Source organism: Streptomyces sp. NPDC049040 (assembly GCF_043197715.1).
Lineage (GTDB): Bacteria > Actinomycetota > Actinomycetes > Streptomycetales > Streptomycetaceae > Actinacidiphila.
On the sequence record NZ_JBICTO010000032.1, the window covers coordinates 12,508 to 26,158 of the forward strand.

The following is a 13,651-nucleotide window of genomic DNA, read 5'->3' on the forward strand; positions in this document are numbered from 1 at the left end:
CCGGTGGGAGAGCGTGACCCGATGAACGAGAACGAATGGCTTGCCGCTCGATTCGAGACGGACCGCCCCAGGCTGCGGGCGGTGGCTTACCGGATGCTCGGCTCGATCGCCGAGGCGGACGACGCCGTCCAGGAGGCCTGGATCCGGATCAGCCGCTCGGACGCCACCGTGGTGGAGAACATGAGCGGCTGGCTCACCACCATCGTGGCCCGGGTGTCGCTGAACATGCTGGAGTCCCGCAAGTCGCGCCGCGAGGAGCTGGTGGACGCCCCCGAGATCGAGGGCCCGCAACGGCTCAACCTGGTGGCCGACCCCGAGCAGGAGGCGCTGCTCGCCGACTCCGTCGGCACCGCCATGCTCGTCATCCTCGACACGCTCACGCCCGCGGAACGGCTGGCGTTCGTGCTGCACGACATCTTCGCGGTGCCCTTCGAGGAGATCGCACCGATCGTGGACCGCAGCCCCGCCGCGGCCCGCCAGCTGGCCAGCCGCGCCCGCCGCCGCTTCCAGCGCGACGGCGCCGCCCCCGGCACGCCGGCGGCCGCGAGCGCCGGCCCGAAGGCCGTGGCGGTCCAGGACGAGGGCGCCGACACCTCCCAGGCCGACAAGGCCGAATTCATCCGCGCCTTCCTCGCCGCCTCCCGCGAGGGTGACTTCGAGGCCCTGCTGGCGACGCTCGCCCCCGACATCGTGGTGCGTTCCGACCGCATGGTCGTGAGCATGGGCGTGGCCGAGGAGATCCGCGGCTCGGACGCGGTCACCCGTGCCTTCAGCAAGCTCTCCTGGGGCCCCGTGCCCGCTCTCGTGGACGGCTTCGCCGGGCTGGCCTACGCCCCCAACGGCGTGCCGCTGACCGTCTTCCGCTTCGGCTTCGCCGGCGGCCTCATCAGCAGCATCGACATCCAGGCCGACCTCACCGGCCTCGACGTCGTCCTGTGCTGAGCCTGCCGTCCGCCGGGGCCCTCAGTCCTGCTCGACCGCCATCACGCGCGTGGGGTCGCTCCGCGCGTGCGGGCCCGGCGTGGGGCGCTCGTCCAGGGTGAAGCCGAACCACTTCTCGTAAGCGGCGAGCACCTCGGCGTCGCCTGCGAGCCGCTCGGTCTCCCGCACCCCGCCGCTGACGACCGTCAGCACGTCGTCCTTGAGGGTCACCCAGCCGTCCTCCAACGGCATCGAGCAGATCATGTTCTGCAGGGTCGGCGACTGCGGGTTGGTGCACATCCACCAGACGACCTGGTCGAGGTCGACGGACAGGTCCACCTCTTCGTCGTAGAAGCGGTACTGCGGCTTGCCGTTGCGGATGACGTCGTAGGACCTGCCGTCGACCTTGCGGACGACGAACTCGCCGTGCGGGTTGCGCTGAGGGTTCTGCGAGTCCCGCAGCAGCGGATACCGGGACGTCTTGCCGAAGCCGACGTCGACGACCCATGTGTCGCCGTCGATGTCCACCGACAGCAGGACGTGGTTGTACGGCGCGTACAGCCGGTCGCCGAACCAGACCCTGCCGTGGTGCATCGTGGCCGTGAACCCCAGGGACCGCAGCAGGAAGAGGAAGCTGGTGTTCGTCTCGCCGCACACGCCGCCGCGGCGTTCCCGCACGATCTTCTCGACGACACGCGCGTCCTTGTGGAAGATCTCCCGGGGAATGTGGAAGTCAAGGGTGTCGAAGGGCACCGACAGCACGTGCCGCTCGTGCAGCAGGCGCAGCGCGGCGGCGTCGGGGCGGGCCGGCCTGGCGGCCCCGATCCGCTCCAGATAGGCGGCCGTCATCTCGGGGTCGAGCACGCTGCTCACCCTCCCGCGACCGACGGGATACCGCTGGAATTCGGCACCCTGCAAGTAAAGGCCCGCCCGGACGTCCCGCTCAACAGGTCCGCGACCGAGTCTGTCAGGTCGTCAGCGCCGCACCGCCCCACCTGACAAACCCGCGCAGCCCCACTGGACTCCCGCTCACCCAGCCGTTGTCCTCAGGAGCGTGGGGGCTCCTCTCCACCGCACGCCGCCGTGTCCGGGACGACATTGGAGCGCATGATGACGACGACCTCGTTGGGCATTCTCGGAGTCGGGCACCACCTTCCCGGCCTGCCCGTGTCCAACGAGGCGATGGCCGAGACCGCGGGCATCGACATCGAGTGGATCCGCGAGCGCACCGGCATCGAGACCCGCCACCGCGCCGCCCCTGAGTCGCTGACCTCGGACCTGGCGACGCAGGCGGCGCACCGGGCGCTGGAAACCGCACCGGCCGGCACGGACATGATCGTCCTCGGCACCAGCACCCCCGACGGGCTCTCCCCGTCCACCGCCTGCCATGTGCAGCGCAACCTCGGCCTCGGCGGCGTGCCGGCCTTCGACGTGAGCGCCGGATGCTCCGGCTTCCTCTACGCGCTCTGCGTCGCCTCGGCCATGGTCGCCGCCGGGCTGGCCAGGCACCCGCTGGTCGTCGGCGCCGATGTCATGACCCGCTGGGTCGACCCCAAGGACGAGCGTGTCGCGCCGCTGTTCGGTGACGGGGCAGGCGCCGTCCTGCTGGGGCCGGTACCCGACGGCTACGGGATCCTCGCGCTGGAGATGTGGGCCGACGGCAGCCTGTCGGAGGTCGCGGTCATGCCCCACCACGGTGGCTGGTTCCGGATGGACGGTCGCGGGGTGAAGCGGGTCGTCATGGAGATGGCGCCGAAGATCCTGGAGGCGGCGCTCGCCAAGGCGGGCGTGCGGCTCGACCAGCTCGACCGGCTCCTGGTCCACCAGGCCAATCCCAAGCTGGTGCGCAGGCTCGGCGACTTCGTCGGGCTGCCGCCCGAGGCGGTGCCCGACTACGGGCGGCTGACGGGCAACACCGCGGGCGCCTCGGTGGCGGTGACCTTCTCGATGGCCCACGCCGAGCGGCCGTTCCGCGACGGCGACCTTTTCGCGCTGCTCGCCGTGGGCGCCGGCATGACCGCCGCGGCCGCGATCGTACGCTGGCACGACCCGGCCACCGCGGCCTGACCCACCGCGGCCCCGGTCGACAGGCCCCGGCGGCTCAGCGGCCGCGTACAGCGGACGAGCCGCCGGCCAAGCAGGTCTGGCGCCCCGATGCGGAAACGGCGTCACGTGAGGACCGGCGCCCTCCTGCGGGATGCGCCGGTCCGACCCCGCCGCCGAGGCCGTCGAGGACGCGGAGGCGGCACCCTTCAGCCCGCAGGGGCCACGCGGAGCACCAGCTTGCCGCGCACGCCGCCCGACTCCAGCCGCCGGTGCGCCTCGGCCGCGGCGCTCAGCGGCAGTACCTCCGTGGCGGGCGCCCGCAGCGCGCCGCTCGCCAGCAGGCGGTTGACGGTGACGGACGCCTGCGCGAGCTCGGCTGTGGTGGCGTGCGAGATGGCGAAGCCGACGACCGAGCGGTCCATGGCGTAGAGCGCCCCCGCGGGCAGCGCGGGCCGTGAGCCCATCCCGGCCAGCACGACCGCGCGGCCGCGCCGCGCCAGCAGGCCGACGGCGAGGTCGAGGTCGTTGCGGCCCGAGGTGTCGATGTGCACGTCGGCGCCGTCGGGGCACGCCTTGCGCAGCGCCGCCGCGAGCTCGGGACTGCGGTAGTCGACCACCTCGTCCGCCCCGAGGGCGCGGCACCGCTCCGCGTCCCGCTCGGCCGCCGTCGCCACCACGCGGGCCCCGGCGTGCGCCGCCATCGCTATCAGGGCGCCGCCGACATTACCGCCGCCGCCGCCGACCACCACCGTCTCCCCGACCCGGAGCCGGCCGTGGGTGAACAGGGCGAGGTACGCCGTGGCCGCGGGGTGCAGCACCGCCACCGCGTCGACGGGGTCAACGTTCTCCGGCAGCCGGTAGAGCCGGTCGCCCGGTACGACGGCCTGCACGGCGGCGGCGCCCTGGCGCCCGCCGTGCCCGAGGCTGTTGCACCACACCCGGTCGCCGGCCCGGAAGCCCGGCACCCCCGGCGCGGCCGCCGCGACCGTGCCGACCAGGTCCCGGCCGATGACGAACGGGAAGGTCACCGGGGTGCGGAAAACGGCGGAACGCACCATCGTGTCCACGGCGTTGACCGCGCTGACCTCGACGTCGACCAGCACGTCCATGGGTCCGGGGCGGGGCGCGGGGACCTCGCCGAACCTGATGGCCTCCGGCGGGCCGCATTCCTCCACGTAGGCAGCCAGCATGGCCCCGATTCTGCCGCCGCAGGGCGGGCCCCGCCGCCTCCGCGCCCCGCGTCTGTCAGGTCGCGGGCCGCCCCAGGGCGTCAAGCGGGCGCCGCGGCCCTGCCGAACTCCCTGGCGCCGTGCATCCACGCCACCCGGTCGTGCAACTCCGTCTCCGACAGCGAGGACAGCGCCGTGTTCCGCGCCGTGGCCAGCTCGCCTGCCGGGTGCCACAGCCGCGTGCTCTCCCGGGCGAGGCGCGCGATGCGGGCGGTGCGCTCGCGGCGCTCCGCGTTGTACGCCGCCAGGCACCCGGGGACGGCGTCGCCGTCGAAGAGCCCGCCGAGCAGCACCGCGTCCTCCAGTGCCTGGCACGCTCCTTGGGCGGCGTAGTGGAGCATCGGATGGGCCGCGTCGCCCAGGAGCGCCACCCGGCCGTCGGTCCAGACGTCGACCGGGTCGCGGTCGACCAGCGCCCACGACTTCCAGTCCTCGCCGAGCGCGAGCAGCCGCCGTGCGACCCCGCTCAGCGAGGCGAATGCGGACCGTACCTCGTCCGTGCCCGCGGGCACACCGGCGAACGCCTCGGTCACGCCGTTCTCGACGCTGGGCGCCAGGTTGAGATACCGGCCGCCGGCGATCGCGTAGTGCACGAAGTGGCAGCCGGGCCCCGCCCACCAGGTCACCGCGTTCCACCGCAGCTCGACCGGCACCCGCTCCATCGGGACGACCGTCCGGTAGACGGTGATGCCCGAGACACGCGGCTCGCCGTCGCCGACGAGCTGCCGCCTGACCGCCGAGTGGATGCCGTCCGCCCCGATCACGGCGTCGCCCGCCACCTCCTCGCCGGTGCCCAGCAGCACCGCGGCCGCCGCGTCGTCCTGCCGGTAGGAGGTGACGGCGCATCCGGCGCGCAGCTCGACGCCGACGGCGTCGCGGCACGCCGCCAGCAGCAGCCGGTACAGCTCACCGCGGTGCACGACGACGTACGGGTTGCCGAACCGGCGCGGGTAGGCGCCCTTCAGCGGCAGGCTCGCCACGTGCTGGCCGGTCACCCCGTCCATGAAGCGCAACTCGTCGATGTGCACACCGCGTTCACGCACCCGCGCGCCGAGCCCCAGGCGGTCGAGCGCGTGGATGCCGTTGGGCGCCAGCTGGATGCCGGCGCCGAGTTCCGCGAACTCCTCGCCGCGCTCCAGCACGACCGCCCGGTGACCGCGGGCGGCGACGGCGAGCGCGGTGGCGAGGCCGCCGATACCGCCGCCGACGATGACCACCCTCGCCATTCCCGCCCCCTATTCGGCGTGGTCGGCCGCGGCCGACAGCAGTCTGGCCAGATCGAGTCGCTTGATCTTCCTGGTCGCGGTCTGCGGCAGGTCCTCCAGCCGCCAGTGCACGGGCTCGGCCATCGCCGGCAGCCGGGCCGCCGCGGCCCGCCAGGCCGCCGGGTCGAGCGGTCTGCCGTCCTTGGTGCACACCACGGGCACCGGGGGAGTGCCCTGCGCACCGGGCACGATGACCACCTCGGCCAGCTGGTCCAGCTGCGTGAACAGCAGGTCCTCGGCGGCCAGGCTGCTGCCGAAGCCGGGGATCACGTCGACCTCGCGGTCGAGCAGGTGGATGCAGCCCCATCTGGTGCGGTAGCCCACGTCGCCCATCCGCCACCAGCCGTCGGTCAGCTGCTCGGCGTAGCGCTGCTGCTCGCCCAGGTAGGTCACGATCCGGCCGTCGCTGCGCACCTCGATGAACCCGGGGTTCTCCGCCGAGGGCGGCCGGCCGCCGCGACTGACGACACGGGCCTCGGTCATCCCGGGAACCGGCATGCCGACACAGCGGCCGTCCGCGTCCTGCGCGCGCTTGAGGCTGAAGGCGCGCAGCAGGGCGGGCCCGACCTCGCTCTGCCCGTAGATCTGCCCGAACAGCGGCCGGCTGCGGCGCGAGGCGCCCAGCAGGCGCTGCACGGTGCGCGGGTGGATCGCGTCGAAGGTGCTGCTGAAGAACTTGACGTTGGCCAGCGGCCCGCGCGGATCGTCCGCCAGCTCCTCCCAGCTCATGTACGAGTTGGGGTGCGCCTCCAGGATGCCGGGGCGCAGCCGCGCGAACAGCTCGGCGGTGGGCGCCGGCTCCCCGTCCCGCAGCACCAGCACCGGATAGCCCTTCAGCAGCGAGATGGCCAGCGCGGTGACCAGCCGCGAGTGGACGAACGACACATGGATCGCCACTGTCTCGCACCCTCGGACGAAGGGCGCGATGGCCGTGCGCTGGGGGCGGTAGCGGGCCTGCATGCTGCGCGCCGTGTGCACCGCCAGTTTGGGCGTGCCCGTGGTGCCCGACGTGTGGGTGATGAGCATCGGCAGGTCGGCCGGCAGGACGACCGCGGGGGCGGGCGGGCCGCCGCCGAGGTCCGCGAGCGCCAGGGCGTCCGGGTGCCGGCCCGAGGCCAGCACGACGCTGCGGGTGAACTCGAAGACCTCCGCGGGCAGTTCCCCGTCCAGCTTCGCCCGGTCGGTGATCAGGTGCGGCCGGTCGGCCCGGCGTATCAGCTCGGCGGCCGTCTCGCCGTCGAGCGCGGGGGACAGCAGCACCGGCACCGCCCCGATCCGGTTCACGGCGCAGGCGAGCAGCATGATGTCGAAGCCGTCGGACTTGTGGACCACGACGCGCGCGCCGGAGCGGATGCCGGCCTGCCGGAGCCGGGAGGAGCAGTCCGCGATCAGGTCGGCCACCTCGGCCACGGTCAGCCGGCGGCCGGCCTCCGGCGCGATGTCGAGGTCGTGGTCGAAGACCATCAGGTTCGCCGGATGCCGCGCCGCCGCGCGCTCGACGAGCGTCCCGAGCCGCAGTCCGCGGTTGCCTATGCGTTGCAGGAACATCTGGGCACCCCTCAGAACTTCTCGATGACGTCCCTGACGCGCCGGACCGTCGCTTCCATCTCGGTCTGGAGCTTGGCGGCCCAGGCGGAGAAGAACACCGTCCTTTCCGCCTCGGTCATGTCGGCGGTGATGCCGCGGATCCCCTCCGTGGCCTTGCCCATCCAGAAGCTGTGCACGAGGACGGAGCCCTCCGCGGCCGGTTCCGCGGCCTGCGTCCGGTACGTCCACACGCTCTCCTGGCGCCGCCCGGCGCTGTCGCGCATCGCCCAGCAGAACCTGCGGCCGGGCTCGGCGGTGACGACCTCGGCCTCGGTGGTCCAGGTGCCGCGCACCACGGGGGCCCATGCGACCACGTCGCGGCCGCGGTGGTTCTCCCCGCGGAAGACGGCGCCGACCGTGCCGGGCGTGCCGGAGATCCACTCGCCGCCCCTGCACTCCGCGCTCCACTCGCCGCAGCGGGGGAGATCGCTCACCGTCGCGTACACCACGCCGGGCGGGGCCGCGATCAGGACCTCGGCGCGGACTTCGAAGAGGGAGTCAACCTTCATCGGGGTGTCGGTCATGTCCGGCAGCGTCGCCAGCGGGCGGGGAGCCGGTCAACAGATGCCCCCCGGATCCGTCAAGTCGGCCGGCGACGCTGCCGGCGGTGTGTCACATGCCCTTGCTCGCGTCGTAGGTGCGCCACCGCTCGGGGCGGATCGCGAGCGTCACCATGTCGGCGATGGTGGGCTTGATGGCGTCGAAGTAGCCCTGGCCCATCTCCTCACCGAGATACCGGATCGACCTGGCCCTGTGCTCCTCGGGATCCGTCTGCTCCTCCAGCACGATCGGGCCTTCGACGGAGACGTACTGGTACGGGAACACCTCGCTCTGCACCAGGAAAGTGACCCGTCCGGCGGCGCGCGCCAGCTGTAACTTCCGGCTGCTGGCCTTGGTGCAGACCCGGATGTCGCCGCCGGGGGCGTAGTCGTATCCGATCGGCACCTGGACCGGTCCTCGGCCGTCGGCGTCGGCGATGCTCAGCACACCGATGTGCAGGTCCGCGAGAAACGCCTCGCGTTCCTCGACCGTCATTCGGGTCGACATATCCAACTCCTCATATGAGTATGGCGGTTGGGGCGGGAGCACCCTACACGCGGTGTGGTGGGCGGCTGCGATCCGGTCACTTCACGGCCCATTCGCCGGTGAACACCGGGTCCCTCCTGTCGAGGAACGCGGTGATGCCCTCGCGGGAGTCAGCGGTGGCGAAGTTGACCGACTGGGCGCGGGCCTCGCCGGCCAGCGCGTCGCGCAGTGTCCGGTCGGCGCCCTCGTTCAGCAGCGCCTTGCTCTGCGCCGTGGCGATCGGCGGGCCGGCCGCCAGCCGCCGGCCCAGGTCGCTGACGAAGGCGTCGATCTCCGCCGCGGGGACCACCCAGGTCACCAGGCCCAGGCGGTGCGCCTCCGCCGCGTCGATCATCTCGCCGAGCAGCACCAGGCGCTTGGCCTGCTGGAGGCCCACCAGTTTGGGCAGCAGCCAGGAGCCGCCGAAATCGACCGACACGCCCCGGTGGACGAAGATCTGCGAGAAGCGCGACTCGGGGGTGGCCACCACCAGGTCGCAGCCGAGCGCGAGATTCCAGCCCGCGCCCACCGCGACGCCCGTCACCTTCGCCACCACGGGGATCGGCAGGTCGTGCAGCCTGAGGGCGAGTTCGCCGGCCCGGCGCATCTCGTCGAGCGGATGCCCGCCGGGGCCGGCGCCCGAGACGTCGAGCGGATGGCCGCCGGGGCCGGCGCCGTTGAGGTCGAGGCCCGCGCAGAAGGCGCCGCCCGCGCCGGTGAGCACCAGGGCGCGCACCCCGGGGTCGTCGGCCGCCGTCGTCAGGGCCGCTCCGAAGGCGGCCCACACCTCGCTGTTGAGCGCGTTCCTGCGGTCCGGCCGGTTCAGCGTCAGCGTCAGCACGCCGCCGTCCCGGCTCTCCAGCAGCGCCCGCCGGTCCGTCAACGCCCGCTCCTCTCGCCGTCCCCACCGGTCGCGCCCGCTCACTCCGCTATCCGCCGAGAGTGGCGCCGCCGTCGACGGTGAGGCTGTGCATGGTGATGTGCGCGGCATGGTCGGAGAGCAGGAAGACGACGGCGTCGGCGACGTCAGAGGGCAGGGCCAGCTTCCGCAGCGGGATGCCCACCTTGTAGTCCTTGGGAATGCCGTCGATGATGCTCGTCTTCTCCTCGTCCCCGTTGACCCCCATGCCGACGAGCATGGGCGTGTCCGTCGAGCCGGGGGCGACCAGGTTGCAGCGGATGCCGTAGCGGGCGACCTCAAGGCCGAGGCACTTGGTGAACATCGTCGCCGCAGCCTTGGACGCCGCGTACGCGGCCATCTGCGTACGCGCCGTGTCCGCCGCGTTCGACGCCACCGTGACGATCGCCCCGCTGCGGCGCCCCGTCATGCGCGCCGCGACGGCGCGCGACATCAGGAAGACACCGGTGGCGTTCACGGCGAAGGTCTCGGCCCAGTCCTGGTCGGTCAGGTCCCGCACCTCGCCCATGCGCAATACCCCTGCCGAGTTCACCAGGAAGTCCAGCGGCCCCAGCCGGTCCTCCACCGCCGCGACCGCGGCCTCCACCTGCGCCCGGCTGGCGACGTCGACCGAGAAGGCCTCGGCCCGCGCGCCGTCGGCGACCAGCTTCCCCACCGTCCACGACAGGCGGTCCGCGTCGCAGTCCACCGCGGCCACCGCCACCCCCCGCCGGCACAATTCGCCGGCGACGGCGGCGCCGATGCCGCCGGCGGCGCCGGTGACCAGAGCGACCTTGCCCTCCATGGTGCCCGTCCCCTTCTGCGGGAGTGCAGCCACGCTGCCCCACTCGCCGCGGTACCGGTGTGGTGACGGCCTGCCATGCGGCACGTTGTGGTTCGCCGCACGTCGGAACGCCCCCACCCTCGGCCCCGGCGATCAGGGTGTCAACGCGGCTCCCGGGTACTTCGTCAGGTGCGGCGGCGCCCACCGCACGCTCATCCCGCCCCCTGCGCCAGGGAAACCGGCCGGGGCAGGAGGCGCCCCGAGGACAGCGAGACGGCATGGGCCACCGACGCGAGGGTCATGTGCCGGTGCCATCCGCAGAACGACCTGCCCGCGTAGTCCTCGATGCCGACGCTCCTCGCGGTGGCCGGGTAGTCGGACTCGACGCGTTCCAGCAGCGTGCAGAGCCTGAGCAGCGACGCGGGGTGCGCGGCCCTGATGTCGGTCAGCCACAACTGGTCAGGCTCCGGCCGGCCGCGCTCGACCAGGCCCATGAGGGTGAGCGTGCGCGGTTCCCCCGGGCGGATGCCGGCGACGCCCGGCGACCTGACGACGACGCTGGCCAGCTGCCCCGCCCGAGAACCCTGCGGGGCGCCGGGGTCACGCCAACGGGCCGGGCAGCTCGCCCCCTTGGCCGCTCTCACGGCCTCGGCCGCGGTCATCAGGGCAGAAGCGCGGTGCCCGGTCAGCGACGGGTCCGCGATCGTCAGGGGCAGTGACCCGTCGACGCGCGCCAGCACGGGGATGCGCGCGCGGACGAGCCGGCGCAGCACGGTGCCGAGGTGCATCTCCCGTGCGTCCAGGACGACCGGGCGGACCGGCAGCCCCCACTCGCGTACGACGGCCCCGCACTGCCGGGCGACCTGCTCGGCGTACGTCTCGGGGACCACGGTGTCCGGGATCGACGCCCTCCTGCGGCGTGAGCGGTCGTCGAGCCAGCCGCGGGGGAGGCGCAGCTCCCAGTCGACGGGCCCGCTCCCCTCACAGGAGGCGGCCCACACGCCCACGGCCTGCTGGGCGTTCAGCACCCGGCCCGCACCGGGGACGAAGGTTCGGTGGACACCGACCGAGTGCTCGCCGACCTTCTCGACCAGCGTCCTGCGCACCACCCAGGCCTCCACGGGGATCCGCGGCAGCAGGTACTCTGCGAGCGCGCGGCGCACCGGCTGCCAGGCCCAGGTCGACTGGTTGACGAAGTGGTGCAGGCTTTGGTCGGCTCCGCGCCCGCCGATGAGGTTCGCGATGTTGCGCGCCGACTTCCGCCCCGGCGTGCGCAGCAGACCGAGGACGTACTCGACACCCGTGCGCCGCTGGTCGGCGCGCGGCAGCGACGAGAACAGCGACTCCAGCAGATCGAGCGGCGGACCGCTCTGGTGGGGCATCACGCCCGTGAACCGACTTGCGGGTCCTGGGATTTCACGTTCGTCCATGCGCATACTGCCCTCCGGTGGCCGAATGGATGCGGACCGCCGGGCAACGTCGAAGACAGAGGAGACCACGGTGACAGCGAGCCAGGATGAGATCGACGTCGCCCGGGGTGACCTGACCCGGCTGGTGTTCGGCCAGATGGCCGCACGCGTGCTGGGGACGGCCCTGCGGCTGGGGGTGTTCGACCGCTTCGGGCGCGGTGCGGACGGCGGCCGCTCGGCTGCCGAGGTCGCTTCGGACCTCGGCACCGATCCTCGGGCCACGCTGCGGCTGCTGCGCGCCATGGCCGCGTTACGGCTGCTCACGGAAGGCTCCCCCGATCACTTCGCGCTCGCCCCGGCAGGGGCGCTGCTGCACGGCGGCGGGGCCGAGTCCCCGTCCGGCGACTCCGTCTCGATGGCCGCCTTCGTCCGGCTGTTCACCGGCCCGCTCGTGCTGAGCGGCTGGGACCACCTCGGGGACAGCCTGCGGAGCGGTGAGCCGTCGTTCGAGGCGGCCTTCGGGGTCGACTGCTTCACGTTCCTGACGCAGAACCCGGAAGGGGCCGCGGAGTTCAACGCGGCGATGAGCCAGGGCACCAGCGCGACCGCGGCGGGGCTGGCCGGGGCTTACGACTTCGACCGCTTCAAGACGGTCGTGGACGTGGGCGGCGGCGACGGCACGCTGCTCGCCGCGATCCTGCGCGGGCGCCCCGCGCTGCGCGGCATGGTCTTCGACACGGCCGCGGGCGTCGCCGAAGCCGGCGCCACCCTCGCCCGGGAGGAGCTGGCCGAGCGCTGCACCGTCCACGCAGGCGACTTCTTCACCGGCGTCCCGGCCGGCGGGGACCTCTACCTGCTCAAGAGCGTCCTCATCGACTGGGACGACGACCGCTGCGTCGGCATCCTCGAGCAGTGCCGCCGGGCGGTGCCGGACGACGGCCGGCTGCTGATCGTCGAGAACATCCTCCCGCCGACCGTGAACGGCTCCACCCCGCCGGGCGCCTACCTGTCCGACCTGAACATGCTCGTCAACACCGGCGGCCGGGTCCGCACCCGCGCCGAGCTCGAACGCCTCTGCACCCGGGCGGGTTTCACCCCCACCGGCCTCACCCCGCTCCCGCCGCCCTTCGCGGCGCTGGAAGCGGCCCCGTCCTGAGCGAACTGTGCGAACGCGGCCCGCCCCGGGCCGCGTTCGCCGCGCTCGACAGGGGCCCCCACGGGGCATCGGCGCCTCAGTCCTTGAGCGCTTCGAACGCCTTCACCAGTTGCCGCTGCACGTCGGTGATGTGGTAGTAGGCCCCGAGCTTGTAGTACTCCTCGTGGGGCGAGAGGGTGATCCCGTAGACCAGGGTGCGCTGCTCGCCCACGTACGAATACGGCGCCTTGGTCGCGTAGTTGCGGAACAGTTCGACGTCCCGCTCGTCCGTGGAGGGCACCAGGTTCGGGTCCGTGGAGATGACGGCGAAGCACAGCCGCTCGATCTTGCCGGTGTCCCAGCTGAGGGTCGGGTAGACCGCGAAGGCGCCCTTGCAGAACTCCAGGCCCAGCTCGCTCGGGACGTGCAGGCCGAGTTCGGTGGCCATGGCCACCACGGACGCCGGCTCCAGGTACTGCCGCTTCAGGTCGTTGAAGTAGAGGTTGACCTGGCGCTTCTTGTAGTCCATCGAGATCATCTGGACCTTGTCCAGACCGTAGCGCGCGAAGAGATCGGCGTTCTCGGCCACGGACGGCGGCATGGAGGGGATGACGCTCAGCTGGGCGACCCCGGGCATGTCGTCGGTCGGGAAGGACACATAGGTCTTCTTGAAGCCCGAGGTGACCTCGCCGTCGATGGCGAACAGGCCGGTCTGCAGGTGCTTCCTGGTGTCCGCGAGCAGGTCGTCGACGGGGTGGCCGGTCGCCGGGAAGATACCCTTCTCCACCACGGTGGTGAACGGGTCCTTCTCGCCCGGCGGCACCGCGATGCTGAAGTCCAGGTCCGTGGATCTGCGTCCGTTGGCCATGGAGAAGACGATCACGCTCTCGGCGAGCGTGTCCTGGAACGCGGTCAACAGCGGGTAGATCTTGTCTCGTGCACAGGCCACGTCGAGCAGCCCTGCTGCTTCCTCCATGGCTGCGTAGACGCGCTCGACATCAGCGGCTGCGGACATTGAAACCTCCACGTGGGATCCTGCTGGTCCTTGGAATGTGATCGGTTCACGGGCACCGTGTGACGCGATGCCGTCTGCGGCCGCCCCCCGACTGCCTCCCCGCGCTCAGCGTCGGCCACCCACCTTGAGCGTGGCTGGAGAATCGATTGGTGCTGGCTTGGCGTGCTGACCTTCGGCGTATATGGTCGCGCTCAGCGGGGTGGGCAATGCATGCCCGAGCCGTGCCAGAAAACACCGACGGGCCGTTCGGACACAATCCGGACCGATGCTCGGAATCCACGATAGTCGAAAAGCGCA

The 13,651-nt window shown here is 72.5% G+C and carries 13 protein-coding genes; 3 read left to right on the forward strand and 10 right to left on the reverse strand.

Going from position 1 to position 13,651, the window contains the following annotated elements; genetic code table 11:
• Window positions 1-21: 21 nt before the first annotated feature.
• Window positions 22-942: a sigma-70 family RNA polymerase sigma factor gene (locus ACGFMP_RS36275; protein ID WP_393678237.1), complete on the forward strand. Its 921-nt coding sequence runs from the start codon at window positions 22-24 to the stop codon at window positions 940-942.
• A gap of 21 nt (window positions 943-963) precedes the next feature.
• Here ACGFMP_RS36275 and ACGFMP_RS36280 read toward each other — a convergent pair whose 3' ends face one another.
• On the reverse strand, window positions 964-1,785 hold the full coding sequence (locus ACGFMP_RS36280) for an arylamine N-acetyltransferase (protein ID WP_393678238.1): 822 nt from the start codon (window positions 1,783-1,785) through the stop codon (window positions 964-966).
• Between the two features lie 243 nt (window positions 1,786-2,028).
• On the opposite strand from ACGFMP_RS36280, the gene ACGFMP_RS36285 reads away from it, so the two are divergent.
• Window positions 2,029-2,988, forward strand: coding sequence for a 3-oxoacyl-ACP synthase III family protein (locus tag ACGFMP_RS36285; protein ID WP_393678240.1), 960 nt, complete (start codon window positions 2,029-2,031; stop codon window positions 2,986-2,988).
• Window positions 2,989-3,173: 185 nt separating this feature from the next.
• On the opposite strand, the gene ACGFMP_RS36290 is transcribed toward ACGFMP_RS36285, so the two are convergent.
• The 8 genes from ACGFMP_RS36290 to ACGFMP_RS36325 all read right to left on the reverse strand — a co-directional run bounded on the left by ACGFMP_RS36290 (window position 3,174) and on the right by ACGFMP_RS36325 (window position 11,225).
• On the reverse strand, window positions 3,174-4,157 hold the full coding sequence (locus tag ACGFMP_RS36290) for an NADPH:quinone reductase (protein ID WP_393678242.1): 984 nt from the start codon (window positions 4,155-4,157) through the stop codon (window positions 3,174-3,176).
• Between the two features lie 80 nt (window positions 4,158-4,237).
• The gene (locus ACGFMP_RS36295; RefSeq protein WP_393678243.1) at window positions 4,238-5,422 is read right to left on the reverse strand and encodes an FAD-dependent monooxygenase; all 1,185 of its coding nucleotides are present in this window, start codon (window positions 5,420-5,422) and stop codon (window positions 4,238-4,240) included.
• A gap of 9 nt (window positions 5,423-5,431) precedes the next feature.
• A complete protein-coding gene (locus ACGFMP_RS36300) occupies window positions 5,432-7,009 on the reverse strand; it encodes an AMP-binding protein (protein ID WP_393678245.1) in 1,578 nt (525 codons plus the stop codon).
• Window positions 7,010-7,020: 11 nt separating this feature from the next.
• Window positions 7,021-7,572, reverse strand: a complete 552-nt coding sequence (locus tag ACGFMP_RS36305) for an SRPBCC family protein (RefSeq protein ID WP_393678247.1) — start codon at window positions 7,570-7,572, stop codon at window positions 7,021-7,023.
• Window positions 7,573-7,660: 88 nt separating this feature from the next.
• Window positions 7,661-8,095 carry a pyridoxamine 5'-phosphate oxidase family protein gene (locus ACGFMP_RS36310; RefSeq protein WP_393678249.1) on the reverse strand — a complete coding sequence of 145 codons (435 nt, stop codon included), beginning with the start codon at window positions 8,093-8,095 and terminating at the stop codon, window positions 7,661-7,663.
• A gap of 76 nt (window positions 8,096-8,171) precedes the next feature.
• On the reverse strand, window positions 8,172-8,996 hold the full coding sequence (locus ACGFMP_RS36315; protein ID WP_393678251.1) for an enoyl-CoA hydratase/isomerase family protein: 825 nt from the start codon (window positions 8,994-8,996) through the stop codon (window positions 8,172-8,174).
• 46 nt (window positions 8,997-9,042) lie between these two features.
• Window positions 9,043-9,816, reverse strand: coding sequence for a 2,3-dihydro-2,3-dihydroxybenzoate dehydrogenase (locus ACGFMP_RS36320; RefSeq protein WP_393678276.1), 774 nt, complete (start codon window positions 9,814-9,816; stop codon window positions 9,043-9,045).
• A gap of 191 nt (window positions 9,817-10,007) precedes the next feature.
• Window positions 10,008-11,225 (reverse strand): IS701 family transposase, encoded by a 1,218-nt coding sequence (locus tag ACGFMP_RS36325; RefSeq protein ID WP_393678253.1) that lies wholly within the window; start codon window positions 11,223-11,225, stop codon window positions 10,008-10,010.
• Between the two features lie 70 nt (window positions 11,226-11,295).
• Here ACGFMP_RS36325 and ACGFMP_RS36330 point away from each other — a divergent pair, with 70 nt between their 5' ends.
• A complete protein-coding gene (locus tag ACGFMP_RS36330; RefSeq protein WP_393678255.1) occupies window positions 11,296-12,360 on the forward strand; it encodes a methyltransferase in 1,065 nt (354 codons plus the stop codon).
• 76 nt (window positions 12,361-12,436) lie between these two features.
• Here ACGFMP_RS36330 and ACGFMP_RS36335 read toward each other — a convergent pair whose 3' ends face one another.
• The gene (locus tag ACGFMP_RS36335; protein WP_393678257.1) at window positions 12,437-13,354 is read right to left on the reverse strand and encodes an aromatic prenyltransferase; all 918 of its coding nucleotides are present in this window, start codon (window positions 13,352-13,354) and stop codon (window positions 12,437-12,439) included.
• Window positions 13,355-13,651: the final 297 nt, after the last annotated feature.